The following is a 20,821-nucleotide window of genomic DNA, read 5'->3' as shown; positions in this document are numbered from 1 at the left end:
GCCCGAGCCCGTCCGGCCGCCGGCGGCCGGGGCCGGGAGCGGCTCAGCCGAAAGTCGCAGCCGGCTCCCAGCAGATCGATCCCCGCGGCAGATGGCACGCACAGGTGGACTGCGCATGCTGGGAGGTGCCCATCACCGGCTCCAGGAGGTCACCATGTCGGCTCGCGGAATGCTCGGTCTCGTCGGCACCGCCGTCGGCGGCGTCATCGGCTGGGGCGACCCGGGGCCGACCGCCGACCCGGCGGCCCTGCGCGGCCTGTTCGCCGACCTCGGCATGAGCGCCGGGCCGGGCGAGGACGACATGGCGGCCGCCGTCCGCGGCTTCCAGGCCCGCGTCGGCCTCGACCCGGACGGCGTTGCCGGCCCGCGCACGGTCCATCTCCTCGCCCGGTACGCCAAGGAGGCCCGCGAGCTGCGCCGCTTCGAGCACGCCGCCGCCTGACGGGGCCCCTCAGCCGGACTTGCCCAGGGCCCGCAGCGCATCCAGTCCCGGCATCAGGAAGTACTCCCCGCCCCGGCACGTCACCAGCGGCCGCGGCACCGGCACGTACGCCGGGGGCGAGCCGGTCAGCAGGATCCGCGCCCCCGGTCCCCCGGCCGTGGTGAAGACGTCCTGCTCGCGGCCGCGGCCGAAGGCGTTGCCGTCGGCCATCCACTCGGTCTGCACGAACTCGAACTGCCGCCCCGGGTCGCCGACCACGGCCAGGAAGAGCAGGCCGCGCTCCGCGTCGTCGGCCGGCGCGCCGGAGGGCAGCCACGGCCCGTACGGGATCCCGCGGCGCAGCATCAGATGCCGGCGGCTGAGCTTCTCCCCGCCGGGCAGCGCCCCGCGCGGGTTGGCCCGCCGTACGTGCGCCGCGGCCGGGCACGGCGCCAGCAGCTCGCCGTCCCGGCGCCGCCCGACCAGCCCGGCGGCGACGTCGTCCGCTCCCCCGGCGAAGCCCGCCGCGACCGCCGCGGTCATCTCCCGGAACGCCGGCACGTCCTGCTCCAGCTTGCGGTAGACCAGGTAGCTGCCGTTGCGGGCGAGCCCGGGCGGCAGCGTCCGGCCGGCGACGTCGCCGTCCACGTCGGGCAGGCCGAGCACGAACTCGCCCGGCGGCAGCACCTCGCCCGGTGTGTCGCGGCCGTAGCCGGCCACCCGCGGCTGGGAGATGCCGTCGGCGAAGCCGAAGTGCTCGACGAAGGTGCTGCCGTCGCCCTCGGGGTCGGACATCCGGTCGCCGCGCTGTTCGCCCACGACGCGCAGGCCGCCGCTGTCCGCCGCCTCGGCGCGCAGCCGGGCCAGCCACGGCTCCAGCTCGCCGGCGCCGGTCGCGGAAAGCAGCAGCACGATGTCGACCGCGCCGGGCGCGTCGAACGGGGCCCGCCAGGGCCCCGTGCCCCGGCCGGGCGAGAGCACGTGCTCGCGGGCGTACATGCCCTCGCGGAACTCCTCCGGGAAGGCGGCCAGCTCCTCGGCGGGCACCCCCAGTCGGGCCAGCCCGGCATGGCTGATGCCCAGGTGCAGCGCCCGGGACGGCCGGTCGCCCACCTCGGCCGCCGCGGTGACCTCGGGCGCGACGGCCCGCAGCCAGCGCCGCGCCGGCGCGGCGGAGGTGATCCGCAGGAACAGGTGGGCGGCGGCGCAGTGGTCGCCGAAGCCCCGCAGCACGATCCCCTGGATGTCGGGCAGCTCCAGCTCGGCCACCGGGCCGGGCGCGGGGACGCGTTCCTCGGCAAGGTCGACGGCGGTCCGGAACCGGCCGCGCAGCGTGCCGTCGGCGTCGTCCGGGGCGGTGGCGGCGAAGGCGGCCACCCTGCTGCGCAGCCGCAGGGCGTCGGTGATCTGCGCGACCGTGCCCTCGGGGCTGCCGGCGAAGGTGTAGTCGGCGCGCACGCTGCGGTCGGCGAAGAACGCGACGAACGGCTCGGGCCGCCGGTGCCCCGGGTAGCCGGCGCAGTCGCCCCAGATGGCGTCGGCGTCGGGGCCCAGCCGCCGCAGCCGGCGGAAGAAGTCGGCCGGTTCGCCGTCGACGGTGGCGGTCAGCATCAGGTACGGGTGCGGCAGGTCGTCCGGGCGCGGCGGCCGGCCCCCGTGGGCGAGCAGGTCGAGCAGTCGCGCCCGGCGGGACATGTCCGCCGGGCGGCGCTGCCGCACCGCGTGTTCGAGCACGACCAGCCGGGCGAAGTGGACGCCGCCCACCGCGGCGAACGGGCTGCGGTCGCGATAGGACCGCAACCGTTCGCGCACCGCGGCGGCCCGGCCGTCGGCGATGCGCGCGAACACGGTCACCGACCGGGTGCCGGTCGTGGCCCGCCTCATGACGGCTCCTCCCAGCTGTAGCCTCATGACCGCTCCTCCCAGCTGTAGAGGTCGCCCTGGACCTCGTCGACGAAGCGCCGCCAGGCCGCGCCGAAGGCCGCCGGCTCGGCCGGGCCCAGGTGCCGCTCGTACGCCTCCCGCACGCGCAGCGCCGCGCCGATCTCGGTCACCCCGGAGTCGGGGTACGCGGAGTAGTAGTGGTCGACCTCGAGGTCGTTGGCGCGGATGTAGCGGCGGAACGGCTCCGGCGGCAGCGCGCCCGGGAACCCGTACGACCAGCCCCAGATGAGCGCCATCCGGGCCGGGATCTCCAGCGAGAAGGCGTCGATGTACTTGCCCCAGGCGCCGTTGAAGTCGCTGCGGAACAGCAGGTAGGCGTACCGGGAGCGGCGTTGCTGGCCGGGGAAGCGGGACAGCACCGACCAGTGGGCGAAGTGGATGAACGACATCCGCTTGAGGTCGCTGGGCGCGCCGAGCAGCCGGCGCAGGAACAGGAAGCCGCGCAGCAGCGGGACCCAGCGCCGCGGCATGGGGGTGAGGACGGTCAGCGGGGTGCCGCGGCCGGCCATGGAGGACAGATAGGACCCGTCCCGCGATTCCTCGCCCGGCGGATCGGTGATCTCGATCATGATGATCCTTCGCGAACAATCAACCGCATCGGCCCCCGCCGATGCGGTACGGGCATCCTCGCCCGATTGCGACGGGAATACACTCGGCCGATGATGCTCGGACGGACCGCCGAACGTGCATTGATCGACGGTCTTCTGACAGGCGCGCGGGCCGGCCGCAGCGACGCGCTGGTGCTCACCGGCGAGCCGGGGATCGGCAAGACCACGCTCGTCGGCTACGCGATCGAGCAGGCCACCGGCATGCAGGTGCTGTCCGCCCGGGGCTACGAGGACGAGTCGGAGATCCCGTTCGCCGGCCTGGCCGACCTGCTGCGGCCGGTGCTGGGGGTGCTGGACGAGCTGCCCGCCCCGCAGGCGGCCGCGCTGCGCAGCGCCCTGGCCCTGGGCCCGCCGGTGGCCGGCGACCGCTTCACCGTCTGCGCCGCCACGGTCGGCATCCTGGCCGCGGCGGCCGAGGCCACGCCGCTGCTGATCGTGGTGGACGACCTGCAGTGGCTGGACGCCTCCTCGCGGGAGGCCGTGCTCTTCGCCGGGCGCCGGCTGCACGCCGACGGCATCGCCCTGCTGCTGGCCACGCGGGAGCCGGCGGACGCCGCCGGCCTGCCGTCGCGGCACGTGGCGCTCACCGGTCTGTCCGTGGAGGACGTCGACGAGCTGTGCCGCACGACGCTGGCGGTCGCCCCGGCGGGCACCGGGGCGCGGCTGCACGCCGCGACGGCCGGCAACCCGCTCGGGGTGATCGAGCTGTGCCGGGAGCGGCCGGAGACGATCGACCAGGAGGTGACCGCGCCGTTCGTGGCGCCGGGCTCGCGCATCGAGCGCGCGCTGCGCGGCCGGCTGGACCAGCTCGACGACGACACCCGCCGGGCGCTGGTGCTGGCCGCGGCCGCGGTCGGCGGCGACACCGCCACCCTGCTCGTCGCCGCCCGCGCGCGCGGGCTGCAGCTGCGCGACTTCGCGCCGGCCGAGAAGCAGGACCTGATCACCATCGACGACCGGCGCATCGAGTTCCGGCACCCGCTGCTGCGCTCGGTGGTCTACCACGGTGCGGCCATGGACGACCGGTGCGCCGCGCACAGCGCGCTGGCCGCGGCGCTGGCCGACGTGCCCGGCGACGCCGCGGCCGACGCCCGCGCCTGGCACCTGGCCGCGGCCACCCTGGCCCCGGACGAGCAGGTCGCCGCCGAGCTGGAGCACGCCGCGCTGCGCGCCAGCCGGCGCGCCGGCTACGTGGCCGCGGCCCGGGCGTTCGGGCAGGCCGCCCGGCTCAGCCGCGGTCCGGAACGGGCCCGCCGGCTGCTGCGCGCCGCGCGCTGCTGGCAGCTCGCCGGGCACAACGACCAGGTGCTGCCGCTGCTCGACGAGGCACTGCCGCTGACCGCCGATCCCGGCCGCCGGGCCCTGATCCAGCACATGAGCGCGTACGTGCGGATGTGGCGCGAGCGGCCCGACGGCGTGCTGCCGTTCCTGGTCCGCAGCGCGGCGGCCGTGCAGGAGGTGGATCCGGCCCGGGCCGCGCTGATGTACTCCGACGCCTGCATCCCGTACTTCATGGTCGGCGACATCGAGCGGCTGCAGGCGGTGGTCCGCCGCGGCTACGAGCTGGCCGGCCGGGTCGGCGGCGTGGCCCGGCTGGTCGCGGCGGTGGCCCTGGCCGGCGGGCGGGCGCTGGCCGGCGACCGGGAGGCGGCGACCACGCTGCTGCGGGACTGCCACGCCGAGCTGATGGCGGCCGACCCCGTGGTCCGCGCCCAGGACCTCTGCCACGCGGCGCTGACCTGGATCTGGCTCGAGCACTACGACCGGGCCGGCGAGCTGATCGGCCGGGTGGTGGCGGCCGCCCGGTCCGCGGGCGCCCTGGGCGTGCTGCCGCAGGCGCTGGGCATCGAGTCGGAGCTGCACTTCCGGGTCGGGCGCTGGCACGACGCGCGGGTCAGCGCGGCGGAGAGCCTGCGGCTGGCCAGCGAGACCCGCCAGGCCAACCTGTACGGGCTGTTCTTCGCCGGCCGCCTCGACGCGGTGCAGGGCCGCGCCGACGACTGCCGGCGCCGGGTCGAGCGCACCATGGCGGTCGCCGAGCGCCTCGGCGTCGCCTGCATGGCCCTCTACACCGGTCACGAGCTGGGGCTGCTGGCGCTGAGCCGGGGTGACACCGGCGAGGCGATCACCCGGCTGGAGGCGGTGCGGGAGCTGCCGGTGGTCGCGCACATCCACGAGCCGGCCGTGGTGCCGTGGGTGTACGACCTCGTCGAGGCGTACATCCGGGACGGCCGCGTGGACGACGCGCGCGAGCTGCTCGACCGGCCGGAGCCGGCCGGGCAGTGGGCCGGGGCCGCCGCGGCCCGGTGCGGGGCGCTGCTGGCCGCCCCCGAGGAGATGGACGAGGCGTTCCGGACCGCGCTGCGGGCCCCGGGGTGCGCCCTGATGCCGTTCGAGCGGGCCCGCACCCAGCTCTGCTACGGCGAGCGGCTGCGCCGGGCCCGCCGCCGGGCGGACGCCCGCGGCCTCCTGCAGGAGGCGCTGGAGACCTTCACCCGGCTGGGCGCGCAGCCCTGGGCGGAGCGGGCGCGCACCGAGCTGCGGGCCACCGGTTCGGCGGTGGGCCGCCCGGCCGACGCGCTCCCCCAGCTGACCCCGCAGGAGCTGCAGGTGGCGCTGGTGGTGGCCCGGGGGGCCACCAACCACGAGGCGGCGGCCACCCTGTTCCTGTCGCAGAAGACGATCGAGTACCACCTGAGCAACATCTACCGCAAGACGCACATCCGGTCCCGGGCCCAGCTCGCCGGGATCGCCGTCGCCGCCCAGGGCTAGTGCCATGCCTGCGCCCCCAGGCCGGCGCGTTCCAGCGAGGCCCGCAGCTTGCGCAGCGACCGCATCCGGGTCGGCCCGATGCTGCCGATCGGGATGCCCCGGCACCGGGCCAGCTCGGCGTAGCCGGGGGCGTCGCTGCTGCTGAGCGCGACGACCAGCGCGCGTGACGAGGCCGGCAGCGAGTTGACGTGCTGCCAGAGCAGGTGGTTCATCCGGGCGTCCACGGCGGCCTGCTCAGGGTGCGGGGCCCGCTCGTCGCGCGGCTCGTCCTCCAGCTCCAGGCCGGGGATCTCGCGCTTGCCGGCCCGCAGGAACTTCAGGCACTCCCGCCGGGCGATGGTCACCAGCCAGGAGCTGACCCGGTCCGGGTCGCGGATCTCGTCGAGGTGCTCGAACGCGCGCAGCCAGGTGTTCTGCACCACGTCCTCGGCGTCGGACTGGGGCAGCCGGAACGAGCGCACCGTCCACCAGACCAGCCGTTCGAACTGCTGCACGAACCGGTCGGCCGCGCCGGCCGCGCCGCTGCGGGCGTCGCGGATGAGGTCCCGGGTGCCGTCGTACTGGTTGATCGTCATGTCGCGTCTCCCCGTGGTGTCGAACCAACCCGGACGACGCTAGGGATTCGCGGTGCGGTTGAGATCCGGGCGGCACCCTGGGGATGGCCGGCGCCCACCCTGGGGTGGATACCGGGGTACGCGTCGGGGATCCGACTGCATCAGGGGCGGGCGGGCGCCCACCGGCCGGCGACCGCCGAGGTTCAGCCGGCGAAGTCCCAGACGGCGGCCAGGGTGCGCGCCGGGGCCTCCAGCTGCGGCAGGTGCCCGGCGCCGGCGAAGACGGCGATGGTCTGCCGGTTGGCCGCCAGGACGGCCCGCTCCGCCGCCGGGACGGTGGCCGGGTCGACCCGGGAGCGGACCGGGTCGGCATAGGACAGCTCGGTCAGCTCGGCCGGGGTCAGCGCGAAGAAGTCCGCGACGGGGTGGCCGGGCACGCTGATGCCGACGCCGTTCACGATGACGATCCGGCCCACCCGGGGACCGGCGAGCAGGGCCAGCTCGGCGGCGATCCAGCCTTGAGTTGCCCACGACGGTGACCCCGGTCAGGCCGAGCCGGTCGATCAGCGCCAGGTAGAGCTCGGCCGGCCCGCGCACGTCGGTGAGGTCGCCGGGGCGCGGGGTGCCGTTCCAGCCCGGATGCGTCGGGGTGAGCACGCGGGCGGGCCGCTCACGGGCGGTCCGGCACCGCATCACCGGCAAGGCCGAGGCGATCCGCGCCGAGGGGGCGGTACGGGTGGCCCAGACGCTCCGGCGCTCCCGGCGGCCGGGGCCGTGGTTACGCGCGCTCGGCCCGCCGCAGGCCACCGGCCGGGGTCCACCACTCGACGACCAGCACGGTGGCCCTGTCGTCGAGGTGGGTGTGCACGACCTCGGCGATGTCGGCCCGGAAGCGGTCGCCCTCGCCCTCCCCGGTCGGCGCCGGCACGGCCCGGCCGGAGATCTTCGCCTCCCCCGGCCACCGCGCCTCGGCGCCCTCGACCGGGTCCACGGTGGGCCCGTGCAGGGCGAACCGCGGATCCCGGCGCAGGTCCGCGCCCTTGCGCGCGTGCGGCATCGAGCCGAACACGAGTTCGCCGCCGGCGAAGACGGTCTCGATGCCGGAGATCCGCGGCGACCCGTCGGCGCGCAGGGTGGCCAGCGTCTTGTGCTTGTGGGCCTCGAACAGGGCCCGCACCCGTCCCGCGAACTCCGGCGCCGCCTGCTCGACGTCCCGCCATGCCGTCATCCGCCCATGGTCGCATCGGCGACGCGTTCTCCGCGAGGACGCCCGGGGACGGCGTGACGGCCGCGTTCCCGGGCCGCCGCCTACGGAGCCGGGGCGGTTCGGGCGGTCACGCCCGGGGCAACCGTCAGCGTGCCCGCCGCGGTGTCGATGGTGGCCCGCGTGCCGAGCGGCACCGTCAGCTGTCCGCTGCCGTGCCCGATCCGCAGCCCACCCAGCACCGGCACCCCCAGGTCGCCGACCCGGTCCTGCACCGCCTGCGCCGCCGTCCACTGTCCGGCGGTGACCGGCGCGTTGGTGAACTGGCCGATCGCGATCCCCCTGATCCGGTCCAGCGCGCCCACCCGGCGCAGCTGGGTCAGCATCCGGTCGTAGCTGTACGGCGCCTCGTCGGTGTCCTCGAAGAGCAGGATCGCCCCAGTCAGGTCCGGGAAGTCGCGGGTGCCGTACCCGGTCTGCAGCATGGTCAGGTTGCCGCCCAGCAGCGTCCCGGTCGCCGTGCCGGGGACCGCCACCGCGGCGCTCGGCTCGGCCGGGTCGCGGGTCAGCACCACCGGGTCGGTCGTCATCACGGCCGCCCGCAGCGACGCGATCTCCGCCGGGCCGGTCCGCGCGTCGGTCCAGTTGACCATCGGGCCGTAGAAGCTGGCCAGCCGGGCGCCGCGCCACAGCCGGCCGCTGAGCGCGGTCAGGTCGCTGAAACCGACGAAGACCCGCGGGTCGCGGCGGACCGCGCCCAGGTCCAGGCCGTCCAGGATGCGCTGGGTGCCGTAGCCGCCACGGGCGGCGAACACGCCGCGGACGCCGGGGTCGCGGAACGCCGCGTTCAGGTCGGCCAGCCGGTCCGCGTCGGCGCCGGCCAGGTAGCCGTACCGGTCGCGGACGTGCGCCCCGAGCTCGACCACCAGGCCGAAGCCGGTGAGGATCTCGATGCCGCGGTCCAGCCGGGTGTCCGGGGCCGAGCCGGGCGCGACCACCCGGACCCGGTCGCCGGGCCGCAGCGCGGGAGCCCGGACGGTGCGGCGCGGCGCGGCGTGGGCGGCCGGGCCGGGGACGAGGGTGCCGCCGGCGACCGCGGCGGTCCCGAGCAGGGTACGGCGAGTGATCGTCATCCACCGCAGCGTGTCGTACCGGCGGGCGGATCGCCAGCACATCGACGAAAAACGACACGCGCCGGCGGGTGACGGGGTGCGGGCCGCCGGTACGCCCGGAACCGCGGATGTGACACTGGCACCGATGCCATCCATCGACCGTGCCGCGACCCCGTGGCGAGCCGCCCGCCGCACCGCCGCCGAGGCCGCCGCCGCCCTGCCGACCGAGGACGTCCCGCTGCACCGGGCGGTGGGCCGGGTGCTGGCCGCCGCGGTCCGGGCCCGCGCCGACCTGCCGGGCTCCGACACCGCCGCGATGGACGGCTACGCCGTGGCGGGCGCCGGGCCGTGGCGGGTGCTCGGCCGGGTGCTGGCCGGCGGCCCGGCGTGGCCGCACGAGCTCGGGGCGGGGCAGGCCGTGGAGATCATGACCGGCGCGGTCGTCCCGGGCGGCACGGTCGCGGTGCTGCCGTACGAGACGGCCGACCTGACGGCCGCCGCGGCGCCGGCCCGGACGCACATCCGGCGGGCCGGCGAGGACGCCCGGGCCGGCGCCGAGCTCGCCGGCCCGGGCCGGCTGATCACGCCCGCGGTGGCCGGGCTGCTGGCCCAGGGCGGCGCCGACACCGTGCCGGTGCACCGGCGGCCCCGGGTCGCCCTGGTGGTCACCGGCGACGAGGTCGTCGGCGCCGGGGTCCCGGGCGCCGGGCAGGTCCGCGACGTCTTCGGGCCGATGGTGTCGGCGCTGGTGGCGGCCGCGGGCGCGACGCCGGTCGAGCGGATGCTGCTGGGCGACGACCCGGGCCTGCTGGCCGACCGGCTGACCGGGCCGGACGCCGACGTCGTCGTGGTGACCGGCTCGTCCTCGGCCGGCGCGGCCGACCATCTGCACCGGGTGCTGGAGAAGCTGGGCGCGCGGCGGCTCGTCGACCGGGTGGCCTGCCGGCCGGGCGGGCCGCAGCTGCTGGCGGTGCTGCCGGACGGCCGGTGGGTCGCCGGGCTGCCGGGCAACCCGTTCGCCGGGCTGGTCGCGGCGGTGACCGTCCTGGAGCCGCTGCTGTACGCCCTGAGCGGCCGGCCCGTGCCGGTCGCCCCGCGCCTGCCGGTGCGCGGCGACGTGGTGGTGGCGGCGCCGGTGACCCGGCTGGTGCCCGTCCGGCTGGCCGGCGACCACGCCGTCGTGGTGCCGGGCAGCCGGCCCGCGAGCCTGGCCGGCGCCGCGGCCGGGGACGCGCTGGCGGTGCTGGAGGACGGCTGGGCCGACGGCGCCCCGGCCGACCTGATCCCGCTGCGCTGACCGCCCAACCGGGGTTGTTGCAGGTCAGAGGCATTTGCGGCGTTGGCGCAACCGGTCCCGACGGCTACCCTGCGGTCATGACCGGCCTGCGGCACGCGCTCACCCCGCACTCCCACGACCCGGCGGACAAGGTGGACGCCGCGCTGGAGTCGTCGCGCGCCGGCCTGCGGGCGCTGTGGATCTCCCTGGTGGTGCTGGGGCTCACCGCGGCGGCGCAGGGCGTCGTGGCGGCGTACTCCGGCTCGGTCGCGCTGCTCGGTGACACCCTGCACAACGTGGCGGACGCGCTGACCGCGGTGCCGCTCGGGGTGGCGTTCCTGCTCGGGCGGCGGGCCGCGACCCGGCGGTACACGTACGGCTTCGGCCGGGCCGAGGACCTGGCCGGGATCGCGATCGTCGCGACGATCGCGGCCTCCGCGGCCTTCGCCGGCTACGAGGCGGTGCGGCGGCTGCTGCAGCCGCAGGAGATGAGCCACGCCGGGTACGTCGCGGCGGCCGCCCTGCTCGGTTTCGCGGGCAACGAGCTCGTCGCGCGGTACCGGATCCGGGTGGGCCGGCGGATCGGCTCGGCCGCCCTGGTCGCGGACGGCCTGCACGCGCGGTCCGACGGCTTCACCTCGCTCGCCGTGCTGCTCGGCGCGGGCGGCGCGGCGCTGGGCTGGCGCTGGGCCGACCCGGCGGTGGGCCTGCTGATCACCGGGGCGATCGTGCTCGTGCTGCGGGACGCGGCCCGGGAGATCTACCGGCGGCTCATGGACGCCGTCGACCCGGCCCTGGTCGAGCGGGCCGAGGCGGGCCTGCGGGAGACCCCCGGCGTGCTGGGCGTGGGCTGCCTGCGGCTGCGCTGGATCGGCCACCGGCTGCACGCCGAGGCCGAGATCACCGTGGGCGCCGAGCTGTCACTGGTGGCGGCGCACGCCATCGCGGTCGACGCCGAGCACCGGCTCAGTCACGCCGTACCCCGGCTGACCAGCGCGCTGATCCACCCCGACCCGGAGCACGCGCACGGCCGCCGCGCGGAGCCGGCGGCCGCCCACCGTCACTAGGCCGGCACGACGAGGCGGAAGCCGACGCCGCGCCGGTTCTCGATCCAGCCGGCGTCGCCCAGCTTGCGGCGCAGGCTGGCCACGTGGAAGTCCAGCGTCCGGCCGGGGCCGAGGAAGTTGGGCTCCCACACCGTGTCGAGGATGTGCCGGCGGTCCACGATCGCGCCCGGGACGGCCGCGAGGACCACGAGCAGGTCGTACTCCTTGGGGGCGAGCGGGATCGGCACGCCGTGCAGGCGGATCTGCCGGCTGCGGGTGTCGATCCGCAGCGGGCCGTACGTGCGGACCGGGTCCGCGGCCGGCGCCGGGCGGGCCGCGCGGATCCGCGCCACCAGGTCGGCGCCCGGCCCCCGGCCCACCTCCGGGCCGCCCGCGCCCAGGACGATCACCGGGACGGTCGCGTCACGGCCGGCCGCGGCCGGCCCGGCGCCGGGGCCCAGCAGCAGCACGTCGTGCGGCGCCGCGGTCCGCGCCTCGGCGGCCGTGGCCACGCGGTCGGCGACGATGCCGTGCCGGGCCAGCCCCTCGATCAGCGGTCCCGCGATCGACTCGTCGTGCTCTACCAGCAACACCCTCATACCGGTGGTACGGCTGCGCGGCGCCCGCGGTTGAACCCGCCGGCCGCGCGCCTGTTTTCCGCCGCGGTTCAGAACCGGTAGGCCGACACCGTGCCGCTGAGCCCGGCGGCCATCCGGGCCAGCTCGGCCGCGGTCTGCTGGGTCTCGGTGGCGCCGCCGGTCACCTGCTGGGCGGCCTCGGCGACGCCGGAGATGGTCTCGGCGATGCTGGCCGAGCCGCCGGCGGCGTGTCCGACGCTGCGGGCGATCTCGCCGGTGGTGGCGGTCTGCTCCTCCACCGCCGAGGCGATGGTGGTGGTGTAGTCGTTGATGGTCGTGATCACCTGGGCGATCTCCCGGATCGCCGCGACCGCCCCGTCGCTCTCCGCCTGGATCGCGGCCACCTGGGCGGAGATGTCCTCGGTGGCCCGCGCGGTCTCCTGGGCCAGGTCCTTGACCTCGCTGGCGACCACCGCGAAGCCCTTGCCCAGTTCCCCGGCGCGGGCCGCCTCGATGGTGGCGTTCAGGGCCAGCAGGTTGGTCTGCTGCGCGATGGCGGTGATCAGGTTGACCACGTCGCCGATCTGGGTGGAGGCCGCGCCCAGGCGCGCGACGCTGGTGTTGGTGGCCTCGGCCGTGCGCGCGGCGCCGGCGGCGATCCCGGCTGCCTCGCCCGCGTTGTCGGCGATCTCGCGGATGGAGATGCCCATCTCGTCGGCGCCGGCCGCGACCGCGCGCACGCTGCGCGACACCTGACCGGCGGCCGCCGCGACGGTGTCCACCTGCGCCGACGTCTCCTCGGCGGAGGCGGAGAGCTGCAGCGACACGGCGGAAAGCTGCTCGGCGGCCGAGGCCAGGGTGTGTGCGCTGCCGGTGACCTGGCCGACCAGCCCGGCCATCGCGCCGGCGGTGGCGTCCAGGGCGCTGCCGAGCCGGGCGATCTCGTCGCGGCCGGTGATCCGGGCCCGGGCGGTGAGGTCGCCCTCGCCGATCCGGCCGAGGGTGCGCACGCAGCGGGCCAGCGGCCGCACGACGGTCCGGGCGATGCCGGCCGCCAGCAGCAGGCCGAGTGCCGTGCTGACCGCCAGGATGACGATCACCCAGAGCCGGGTGGAGCGGAAGAGGCGCTCCGCGCCGGCCTCCTGGCCGGCCGCTTCCCGCACCGTCGCATCGGCCAGCGTCGTCAGGTCCGCGCGCAGGGCGGCCAGCGAGGTCTGTTGGGGCCCGGACCGCAGCGCCCGCACGGCGGCGCGGTTGCCGCCGGTGATGGCCGGCACCAGTTGGTCGTCGACCAGGCGTTCGTACCCGGCCCAGTCCGTGGTGAACGTGGCGATCGCGGCGTGGGAGTCGGCGCCCAGGGGGAACGCCGCGTACTCCTGGGCGGCGGCGGCGACACCCGCTTCGGCGTCGCTCAGGGCGGTGGCGGCGGCCGACCGTTGCGCCGCGTCGTCGGCCAGGAGGTAGTCGTCGGCCGCCAGCCAGGTCAGGTTGGCCGCGCTGCGCAGTCGCCCTATGGTGTTCAGCTCCAGGCTGTGCCCGTAGACCGTCTCGACCTGGTCGTTGGTGCGGCCGAGGCTGGCCAGGGCGAACAGGCCGTCGGCCACGCCGAACGCGGCGACGACCGCGACCGCGATCATGATCTTGGTGCCGACCCGCCGGTCGGTCAGCAGCCGCCAGGGCCCCTCGTCCGCCACCCGATCAGCAAACCACCCACCCGGGGCCGGAGGCGCCGGAATGGCGCACAGACGGCGCGCCCGGGATGCTTGTCGGGCGGCGGGGCGGGCTGCACGCTGGGGGGATGGAGCTGACCGATCCCCGCCCGGAGCCGCCCGCCGAGCCGGAACCGGTGCGCATCGGCCTGGCGCTGGGCGGCGGCGCCGTGCGCGGCGCGGCCCACATCGGCGTGCTGAACATCCTCGACAAGGCCGGGCTGGCCCCGGCGGTGCTCACCGGGTGCAGTGCCGGGGCCGTGGTCGGCGCGCTGTACGCGGCCGGGATGAGCGCGCCGGACATCTCCGCGCTGGCCCGCACGCTGCAGTGGAAGCGGCTGGTGCGGCCGAGCATCACCGGCCGCTCGCTGTTCGAGACCGCCCGCCTGGGCGCCTTCCTGGACAAGACCCTCGGCGGCCGGGACTTCGCCGAGCTGGCCCTGCCGTTCGCCACCGTGGCCTGCGAGATCACCACGGCCCGGCGGGTGGTGCTGGACGCCGGGCCGGTGTCGAGCGCGGTGCTGGCCAGCTCCGCCATCCCCGGGGTGTTCCCGCCCGTGGAACGCGACGGGATGACGCTGGTCGACGGCAGCCTGGTCGACATGGTCCCGGCGGCCCTGGCCCGCGACATGGGCGCCGACATCGTGGTGGCGGTGGACGTGTCCGGCCCGCTGCCGCGCCGGCCGCCGAGGACGATGGTGCAGATCATGGTGGCCGTCAGCACCCTGCAGCCCGGGGTGGCCGAGCACCTGGCCCGGGACGCGGACCTGGTGCTGACCCCCGACGTCGACGCGTACGCGTTCTGGGAGCTGTCGCGGATGAGCGAGTTCGAACAGGCCGGCGAGGCCGCCGCGCTGGAGTCCCTGCCGCTGGTGCAGGCCCTGGTGCAGGTGGCCGAGGCCCGCGCCGAGTGGCGCCGCCGCACGACCCGCCCGGCGCCGTGACCGGCCGGCCGGTCAGGCCACGACCCGCCGGGTGAAGGTGCGCAGGTTGGTCAGCGCCCGCTCGATCCGCTCGTCCAGCGTGAGCGTCTCCTCGTGCCGGATCAGCCGCATCTTCGGCTGCCGCTTGCCGCGCAGGTACAGCGAGCAGGCCAGGTCGGAGCAGAGGTAGTCGCCGACGGAGTTGCCCCGCCGCCCGGCCGCCCCGGCCAGCGGGGCCACGAACAGGGTCACCCCGGAGGAGGCGTGGCTGGTCAGGCAGACCCGGCACATGCTCGACCGCACGGCGTCGGCGCGGCGGGCCTCGGGGCGGCGCAGCAGGACACCGACCGGCCCGTCGTCGCCGGGGACCACCAGCAGCGCCCGCAGCGGCGCCCCGGGATCCGTCCAGCCGAGGAAGTCCAGATCCGCCCAGGGGGTCGCGGCGAAGTCGCGGGGCAGCCGGATCCGCACCGCCTCGCCCTTGCTGCAGTTGACGAACGAGCTGCGGATGGCTTTCTCGCTGAGCGGCTCCATGACCGGCCAAGCTAGCCGCTGACGCCGGCCCGGTCACCCGGTTTACCGCCCCGGCCCGGCCGCCGCCCGGCCGCCGCGGCCGGATGACAGACTGGGCCGCATGGGGTTGTTCACGCCGGAGCAGGCACGCGCGGAGCTGGCCGCCCTGCGCCCGCTGCTCGACGAGCTGGTCGTGGTCCGGGCCGACATGGTCGAGCTGTCCGCGGCCCTGGCCACCGGCGGGCCGCCCACGGCGCTGGGCGGCCGGCCGGAGCAGAAGGCCGCCGAGGCCCGGCTCAACGAGCTGATGACCGCGGTGCAGGAGACCGGCGCGGAGCTCAAGGGCGTGGCGCCGCTGCTCATCGACTTCCCCGCCGACCTCGACGGCGTGCCGGTGTTGCTGTGCTGGCTGGAGGGCGAGCCGGAGCTGGCCTGGTACCACCGGGCCGGTCTCGGCTTCGCCGGCCGGCGCCGGCTGCCCTGACGGCCGCTCAGCGCAGGTACGCGGCCAGCGGGATGCCCTGCTCGCGGAGCGCGGCGGCGATCAGGCCGGCGATCTGCCGGGCCCCGGCCGTCTCGAAGTGGGTGTGGTCGTTGCAGAAGAACGCGCCGACCGCGCCCGCGGTGTAGTCGCCGTTGTTGGGACACAGCCGCAGCGCGTTGTAGAGGGCGATGCTGCGCTGGTGCAGGTCGATCACCGGCACGCCCAGCGCGGCCGCGGCGTTGCGGGTCTCGGTCAGGAAGCCGCGGTTGGCCACCGCCGTGCTGCCGCTGCAGGTGATGGCCGCGACCGGCGTCACCAGCACCGGCCGGGCGCCCCGGGCCTTCGCCGCCTGCGCCATCACGCCGAGCAGCTCCTGGTAGCGGGCGCTGCCGACGTGGCGGGGGCAGGCCGGATCGCCGTCGTTGATACCGAACTGGACGATCAGGTAGTCGCCCGGGCGCATGCCGGTGGCCGCGTCCAGCATGGCGGTCCACCGGGAGCTGTACGTGGCCGGGCTGACCATGCACTCCCCCGCGGTGTTCTTGGTGCTCGTCACGTTGCCCTCGTACAGCCAGGTCTGGATGCTGCGGCCGCCCACGGCGCTGTTGCGCACGGTGACGTCGCCGGTGAACAGCGGGGCGAACTGGCTGCCCCAGCCCACCGGGCAGGCGCCCTGCGGGTTGGCCATCGTGGAGTCGCCGGCCAGCCAGACGGTGACCTTGGGCGCCGGGGCGGGCGGTGGCGTGCTCGGGCCGGTGCAGGGCGTCGGCGCGGGCGTGGCGGGTGTGCCGCCGCCGCAGACGGTGCCGTTGAAGGTGAAGGACGCCGGCGCCGGGTTGCTGCCGGTGTGGGTGCCGGTGAAGCCGAAGCTGACGGAGGCGCCCGCCGCGACCGCGCTGTTCCAGCTCAGCCCGGTCGCGGTGACGGCCGGGCCGGCCGTCGTGACGGTGGCGTTCCACGCCTGGGTGACGGCCTGGCCGGGCGCGAAGGACCAGCCGAGGGTCCAGCCGGTCACCGGGTCGCCGAGGTTGGTGACGGTGACGTCGGCGCCGAAGCCCGTACCCCAGTCGCTGGTGACCCGGTAGTCGACCCGGCAGGCCGGGGCCGCGGCCGCGTGCGCGGTGGCGATGCCGGCGCTGCCGGCCGCCGCGGCCAGGACCGCGGCGAACAGCAGCGCGAGGCGCCGGCGGGAGACCTTCATGACGGACGCTCCAGGGGTACGGGGGTCAGGCGCCGGTGGTGCACGCGGCGCCGTTGAGGGCGAAGCCGGTCGCGCCGCTCTGGGCGCTGTCGGTGACGAAGCCGAAGCCGGCGGTGCCGCCCGCGGGTATCTCGGCGTTCCACGCGACGTTGACCGCCCGGGCGCCGGCGCCGGACTGGCTGGTGGTGGCGTTCCACGACTGGGTGATCCGCTGGGCGGCGGGCAGCGTCCAGGTCAGGGTCCAGCCGGCGACCGGCGCGGCGGAGGTGTTGCGGATGGTGACGTCGAACTGGGCGCCGCCGGTCCACTCGCTGGTCCTGGCGTAGGTGATCGCGCAGGCCGCGCCGGCCGGGGGCGGCGTCGTCGGGGCGGGCGTCGACGCCGTCGTGGAGGGCGCCGGCGGTGAGCCGGCGCCGCCCAGCTTCCCGGCGACGATCGGCGCGAGCCGGGCGGCGATCGCCCGGTGGCCGGCGTCGTTGGGGTGCACGCTGTCGCTGAGCCCGCCGGCCGGGATCCAGCCGTCGGTGGGCACGAAGAACGTGTTGCGGTCGCCGGCCGCGGTGACGGCCTGCACGGCGGCCTGGGTCTGCGTCGCGTACCGCTTGGTGAAGGTCTGCAGGGCCAGGATCGCGGCGAGCGGGTACCGGGCGCGGATGTCGCGCAGCAGCTGGGTGTAGACGGTCTGGAACGTGGTGCTGCTGACGCCGTGCCCGACGTCGTTGGTGCCCAGGTTGATCACGACAGCGTCGGCCCGGTAGCGGGAGAAGTCCCACAGCGGCGCGCCCGCCGCCGTGCCGGCGCGCAGGAACCGGTCGGCCATGCCGGTGCAGCCGTCCGCGGCGCTGACCAGGCACGCGCCGCCCTCGGCGATCTGGGTGTGCGCCGCCCCGAGCTGCTCGCCGGTCAGCCACCCGTACGCGGTCAGCGCGTTCTTCGACGAGGTGGTGCCCACGGTGATCGAGTCGCCGATGAACTCGATCAGCCGGGCCGGCCGGGCCGCGGCGAAGGTGCCGGCGCCGCTGTCGAGCGCCAGGCCCTGGAAGACCGCGTCGCCGTGGTACGAGCCGGCGACCACCCGGTAGGAGACGCGCAGGGTGTGCTGGCCGGCGCGCAGCGCGGTCGGGGTGAGGTTCACCGTGCCGCTGACGTTCTGCAGGTAGACGTCGGCGGCGCCGTCGATGCTGTAGTAGAGGTCGATCGTGGAGCGCTGCCGGAGCGCCACCCGGGTGCCGGTGAAGCCGGTCACCAGGTAGGCGCCCGCGAAGCGCGGCACGACGGCCGCCGGGTCGGTGGTGTCCCAGCGCCCGTAGAAGGCGATGTTGCCGTCCCGCGGGGAACCGTCACCGGCGGCGGCCTGGGCGGACGGGGCGAGCAGCCAGCCCGCGACGCACAGCAGCAGCGCCACGGCGGAGCTGACGAAGACGGCCGGGCGACGGTGCACCGCTCACTCCTCAGAAGTTGGGAGCGCTCCCAACCGGGGGCCAACACATCGTCATCCATCGATCATTTGGTTGTCAACCGCGCCGGCCCGCTCAGTCCTCCGGCAGCGCCAGCGGGTGCCGGTCCGCGTCGCGTTCGGCCAGCCGCTGCACCGCCCGCCGGTACTGCGGTCCGGTGATCTCACCGGCCAGCAGCTGCCGGGCCAGCACACCCTCCAGGCTCTCCGGCGCCGCCGGCACCGGAACCGGCGCGGGCTCCCCCGTGGACTCGCCGGCCGCGTCCGCGTCCTGGAGCGCCGACCAGGCGGTCGCCACGACGACCGCCGCCAGCATGAGCGTCAACAGCACCATGAACAGCATCGCCGCCATCACCTCCGGCACCATCTTGGATCCGCAACGACGGCCGGGCCAGGGCCGAACGTCCGATTTCCCGACGGCGCCGGGGGCGCGCGGCCGGGGTCACACTCAGCTCGCGGGCCGGCAGCCGGCGCACCCTTGCGCACGATGCGGCGCGGCCAGCGTGCCGGCGTCGGGCCGGGGCGGGTCGGCGCAGCCGACGCGGCGCGGGCCTTCGGACAGGTCCAGGCGCTCGGGCTGCCACGGGTGCGCGGAGGCGGGCACGGCACCTCCCCTCATCGGGGCGCCGGCGCTCCTCAGCTTCGCCGCCGCGGCGTCGATCAGGACGCCGTGCGGGAACGGACGACGGATGCGACACCGGTGAGCGACGAGGCGCTGGCCGGGTTGCTGCGCGCCGCCGGGGGAAGCACCGGGCAGCGCCTCGACCGGGCGCTCACCGTGCTCGTCGAGCTGCTCGGCATGCGGGTCGCCTACGTCAGCGAGTTCCGCGGCGACCAGCGCGTGATCACCCACAGCGTCTCGGCGCCGGGCGCACCGGTGCTGCCGGTGGGCACCACGCACCCGGCCACCGAGACCCTCTGCCACCTGATCGTCTCCGGCGCCCTGCCCACCCTCGTGGCCGATGCCGCCGCCGACCCCCGGCTGGCCGGGCACCCGCACGTCGCCGCCTTCGGCATCGGCGCCCACGCCGGGGTGCCGCTGTCCGTCGGGGGCCGCGTCCGGGGGGCCCTGTGCTGCGCGTCCGACGCGCCCGCCGGCACCCTCAACCCCCGGGACGCGGCGGCCCTGCACGCCGTCGCCGGCCACGTCGGCGACCTGCTCGGCGGCGGACCACCGCCGGCCGACCCGGGGCTGCGGCAGCTCGCCGCCACCGTCGCCGCCGGTCACGACCTCCAGGCCCTGACCCGGCCGATGCTGCAGCTGCTGCGGGACGTCACCGGGCTGGAGTCGACCTACCTCACGCTCGTCGACCCGGCGGCCGACGAGCTCGTCGTCGCGTACGCGCACAACACCGGCAGCCTCACCATCCCCGAGGGCCTCACCTCCAGCTGGCAGGACTCGCTGTGCCGGCGCTCGCTGGACGAGGGCCGCGCCTGCGTCACCGACGTGCCGGGCGTGTGGTCGGACTCCGTGGCCGGCCGGGAGCTGGGCATCGTCACCTACGCCAGCGTGCCCCTGCGGGACGCCGACGGCCGGCTGGTCGGCACGCTGTGCGGGGCCAGCGGCCACGCCACCGCCGTCAGCGACCAGGACCTGTCCGTGATGGCGACCTTCGCGCAGCTCATCAGCGCGCAGCTGGCCCGGGAGACCGCCCTGCACCTGCACGCCGCCCAGACCTCGATCCTCGAGCAGCGGATGAGCACGCTGCGGGAGAACGCCGAGCGTGATCCGCTCACCGGGCTGGCCAACCGGGCCGGCATCCACCGGTGGCTGCACCGCGCCCTGGACACGCTGGCCGCCGGCGACGGCCGGCTCGCCGTCGCGTTCATCGACCTCGACCACTTCAAGACCGTGAACGACACCCGCGGGCACGCCGTCGGCGACGAGATGCTGCGCCGCTTCGCCACGTCGCTGTCGCACACCGGCCGCGCCGGCGACCTGCACGGCCGCCTCGGCGGCGACGAGTTCATCGTCGCCGCGGTGCTGCCGGCGGAGGCCGGTGTGGACGGCTGGGGCCAACGGGTACGCCGGGCCGCCGTCGCCGAGGTCGGTGGCGTGCGGGTGGTCGGCAGCGTCGGCGTGGTCTGCCACGACAGCGCCGCCCCGGCCCGCGGCGTGGAGCAGCTGCTGCACGCCGCGGACCAGGCGATGTACCGGGCCAAGCAGGAGGGGGCGGCGCCGTGAGCACGCCGGCCCGCCCTCAGGAGACGGCGAAGGACCTCAGGCTGCGCCAGCCTGCGGTGACGTCGGGGTGCTGCACGTCGAAGGTGGACCCGTTGATGAATCCGGTGGGATCGAACACGCCCTGGTAGGCCCCCTCGGTGCCGTTCGCCCAGCCGATGCGGAAATGGATCTCGTCGCCGCCGGCGGTCAGGCCGCCCAGGCGCCCGAATCCCGATCCCTGCACGGTCCCGTTGGAGTGTTTCCCGGTCACCGGGAACGAGCCGTCGGTGTTGATGAACGGCACCGTGACGGTGACGGTGAAGTTGTTGGTCTGTCGAAGTTGCCATTCGCCGAGAATGTTGTGCTGAGGCATGCCTCCCCCTGATCAATGATCGTCGCCGGCGTGCGGAAAAGGTGATGTCGTCGCCCCGCCCGGCACCATTCATCGGCGTGTTTCGATGCGCCCGGGACGGGCATCGCGGCGGCGCCGACGATGCGGATGCGGATGCGGATGTGGCGACGCCCCCGGATGTCATTCTGCGACGCCCGGCCGGTCGCGGCAACGGGCGCGGCGACCCGCGCGGAAACACGCACCGCCGCAGCATCGGCAGCCGGTCGGAATTATCCGGGCGTACCGTCCGCGGTTTCCTTCAAACGCCGGTGGAATGGTGGTCCATCCGGTTCCGCCGACCGCTTTCCGGATGATGCCGCGGCGCCGCCGGGTGATGTCGAAAAGGGAGATCCGCCTTTTCGTCGTGGCGTTTCACCGGTGACCGGCGCCACGCCAGCGGGGCAGCCTCGCCGATCTGTCGCACCCCGCGCCACGATCGTGCGCCGGCCGCGACCGATCGGCGGA

Annotated in this window: 20 protein-coding genes; 7 read left to right on the top strand and 13 right to left on the bottom strand. The window is 76.1% G+C overall.

Going from position 1 to position 20,821, the window contains the following annotated elements; all coding sequences use genetic code 11:
• Positions 1 to 154: 154 nt before the first annotated feature.
• Positions 155 to 442, top strand: a complete 288-nt coding sequence (locus Ani05nite_RS10155) for a peptidoglycan-binding protein (RefSeq protein WP_203767123.1) — start codon at positions 155 to 157, stop codon at positions 440 to 442.
• Positions 443 to 451: 9 nt separating this feature from the next.
• Here Ani05nite_RS10155 and Ani05nite_RS10150 read toward each other — a convergent pair whose 3' ends face one another.
• Together Ani05nite_RS10150 and Ani05nite_RS10145 are read right to left on the bottom strand one after the other, a co-directional pair.
• On the bottom strand, positions 452 to 2,305 hold the full coding sequence (locus tag Ani05nite_RS10150; RefSeq protein WP_203767120.1) for a Dyp-type peroxidase domain-containing protein: 1,854 nt from the start codon (positions 2,303 to 2,305) through the stop codon (positions 452 to 454).
• A 23-nt stretch (positions 2,306 to 2,328) separates the two neighbouring features.
• The gene (locus Ani05nite_RS10145) at positions 2,329 to 2,934 is read right to left on the bottom strand and encodes a hypothetical protein (protein ID WP_203767118.1); all 606 of its coding nucleotides are present in this window, start codon (positions 2,932 to 2,934) and stop codon (positions 2,329 to 2,331) included.
• Positions 2,935 to 3,024: 90 nt separating this feature from the next.
• On the opposite strand from Ani05nite_RS10145, the gene Ani05nite_RS10140 reads away from it, so the two are divergent.
• Positions 3,025 to 5,745, top strand: a complete 2,721-nt coding sequence (locus Ani05nite_RS10140; RefSeq protein WP_203767117.1) for an AAA family ATPase — start codon at positions 3,025 to 3,027, stop codon at positions 5,743 to 5,745.
• On the opposite strand, the gene Ani05nite_RS10135 is transcribed toward Ani05nite_RS10140, so the two are convergent.
• From Ani05nite_RS10135 to Ani05nite_RS10120, 4 genes are all read right to left on the bottom strand, one after another.
• On the bottom strand, positions 5,742 to 6,320 hold the full coding sequence (locus Ani05nite_RS10135) for an RNA polymerase sigma factor (RefSeq protein WP_203767116.1): 579 nt from the start codon (positions 6,318 to 6,320) through the stop codon (positions 5,742 to 5,744). The two genes, Ani05nite_RS10140 and Ani05nite_RS10135, sit on opposite strands and share 4 nt — an antisense overlap.
• Before the next feature lie 182 nt (positions 6,321 to 6,502).
• Positions 6,503 to 6,775, bottom strand: coding sequence for an alpha/beta fold hydrolase family protein (locus tag Ani05nite_RS10130; protein ID WP_203767115.1), 273 nt, complete (start codon positions 6,773 to 6,775; stop codon positions 6,503 to 6,505).
• 302 nt (positions 6,776 to 7,077) lie between these two features.
• Positions 7,078 to 7,527, bottom strand: a complete 450-nt coding sequence (locus tag Ani05nite_RS10125; RefSeq protein WP_203767114.1) for a pyridoxamine 5'-phosphate oxidase family protein — start codon at positions 7,525 to 7,527, stop codon at positions 7,078 to 7,080.
• Positions 7,528 to 7,607: 80 nt separating this feature from the next.
• Positions 7,608 to 8,636 (bottom strand): S66 peptidase family protein, encoded by a 1,029-nt coding sequence (locus Ani05nite_RS10120; RefSeq protein ID WP_203767113.1) that lies wholly within the window; start codon positions 8,634 to 8,636, stop codon positions 7,608 to 7,610.
• A 124-nt stretch (positions 8,637 to 8,760) separates the two neighbouring features.
• Between Ani05nite_RS10120 and Ani05nite_RS10115 the strand changes: the two genes are divergently transcribed.
• Positions 8,761 to 9,912, top strand: coding sequence for a molybdopterin molybdotransferase MoeA (locus tag Ani05nite_RS10115; RefSeq protein WP_203767111.1), 1,152 nt, complete (start codon positions 8,761 to 8,763; stop codon positions 9,910 to 9,912).
• A 77-nt stretch (positions 9,913 to 9,989) separates the two neighbouring features.
• Positions 9,990 to 10,958 carry a cation diffusion facilitator family transporter gene (locus tag Ani05nite_RS10110; protein ID WP_203767108.1) on the top strand — a complete coding sequence of 323 codons (969 nt, stop codon included), beginning with the start codon at positions 9,990 to 9,992 and terminating at the stop codon, positions 10,956 to 10,958.
• Here the strand turns inward: Ani05nite_RS10110 and Ani05nite_RS10105 are convergent.
• Positions 10,955 to 11,530 (bottom strand): winged helix-turn-helix domain-containing protein, encoded by a 576-nt coding sequence (locus Ani05nite_RS10105; protein ID WP_203767105.1) that lies wholly within the window; start codon positions 11,528 to 11,530, stop codon positions 10,955 to 10,957. The genes Ani05nite_RS10110 and Ani05nite_RS10105 overlap by 4 nt on opposite strands.
• 74 nt (positions 11,531 to 11,604) lie before the next feature.
• On the bottom strand, positions 11,605 to 13,209 hold the full coding sequence (locus Ani05nite_RS10100; protein WP_239129585.1) for a methyl-accepting chemotaxis protein: 1,605 nt from the start codon (positions 13,207 to 13,209) through the stop codon (positions 11,605 to 11,607).
• Between the two features lie 104 nt (positions 13,210 to 13,313).
• Between Ani05nite_RS10100 and Ani05nite_RS10095 the strand changes: the two genes are divergently transcribed.
• Entirely contained in the window at positions 13,314 to 14,168 is an 855-nt protein-coding gene (locus Ani05nite_RS10095; protein WP_203767102.1) for a patatin-like phospholipase family protein, read from the top strand.
• A 12-nt stretch (positions 14,169 to 14,180) separates the two neighbouring features.
• On the opposite strand, the gene Ani05nite_RS10090 is transcribed toward Ani05nite_RS10095, so the two are convergent.
• The gene (locus Ani05nite_RS10090; RefSeq protein WP_203767099.1) at positions 14,181 to 14,681 is read right to left on the bottom strand and encodes an FBP domain-containing protein; all 501 of its coding nucleotides are present in this window, start codon (positions 14,679 to 14,681) and stop codon (positions 14,181 to 14,183) included.
• Between the two features lie 100 nt (positions 14,682 to 14,781).
• On the opposite strand from Ani05nite_RS10090, the gene Ani05nite_RS10085 reads away from it, so the two are divergent.
• The gene (locus Ani05nite_RS10085; RefSeq protein WP_203767096.1) at positions 14,782 to 15,144 is read left to right on the top strand and encodes a DUF2203 domain-containing protein; all 363 of its coding nucleotides are present in this window, start codon (positions 14,782 to 14,784) and stop codon (positions 15,142 to 15,144) included.
• Positions 15,145 to 15,151: 7 nt separating this feature from the next.
• Here Ani05nite_RS10085 and Ani05nite_RS40915 read toward each other — a convergent pair whose 3' ends face one another.
• The 3 genes from Ani05nite_RS40915 to Ani05nite_RS10065 form a co-directional block, all read right to left on the bottom strand.
• Positions 15,152 to 16,345 carry a cellulose binding domain-containing protein gene (locus tag Ani05nite_RS40915; protein ID WP_239129584.1) on the bottom strand — a complete coding sequence of 398 codons (1,194 nt, stop codon included), beginning with the start codon at positions 16,343 to 16,345 and terminating at the stop codon, positions 15,152 to 15,154.
• Positions 16,346 to 16,370: 25 nt separating this feature from the next.
• The gene (locus Ani05nite_RS10070; protein ID WP_239129582.1) at positions 16,371 to 17,786 is read right to left on the bottom strand and encodes a cellulose binding domain-containing protein; all 1,416 of its coding nucleotides are present in this window, start codon (positions 17,784 to 17,786) and stop codon (positions 16,371 to 16,373) included.
• A gap of 91 nt (positions 17,787 to 17,877) precedes the next feature.
• Complete coding sequence (locus tag Ani05nite_RS10065) at positions 17,878 to 18,168, bottom strand: hypothetical protein (RefSeq protein WP_203767093.1); 291 nt, start codon at positions 18,166 to 18,168, stop codon at positions 17,878 to 17,880.
• Positions 18,169 to 18,501: 333 nt separating this feature from the next.
• Between Ani05nite_RS10065 and Ani05nite_RS10060 the strand changes: the two genes are divergently transcribed.
• A complete protein-coding gene (locus Ani05nite_RS10060; RefSeq protein WP_203767089.1) occupies positions 18,502 to 19,986 on the top strand; it encodes a sensor domain-containing diguanylate cyclase in 1,485 nt (494 codons plus the stop codon).
• A 16-nt stretch (positions 19,987 to 20,002) separates the two neighbouring features.
• Here the strand turns inward: Ani05nite_RS10060 and Ani05nite_RS10055 are convergent, their stop codons facing one another.
• Complete coding sequence (locus Ani05nite_RS10055) at positions 20,003 to 20,338, bottom strand: hypothetical protein (protein WP_203767087.1); 336 nt, start codon at positions 20,336 to 20,338, stop codon at positions 20,003 to 20,005.
• Positions 20,339 to 20,821 lie beyond the last annotated feature (483 nt).

The organism is Actinoplanes nipponensis (genome assembly GCF_016862275.1).
Taxonomy (GTDB): Bacteria; Actinomycetota; Actinomycetes; order Mycobacteriales; family Micromonosporaceae; genus Actinoplanes; species Actinoplanes nipponensis.
This window is presented reverse-complemented; position numbering and strand designations above follow the sequence as displayed.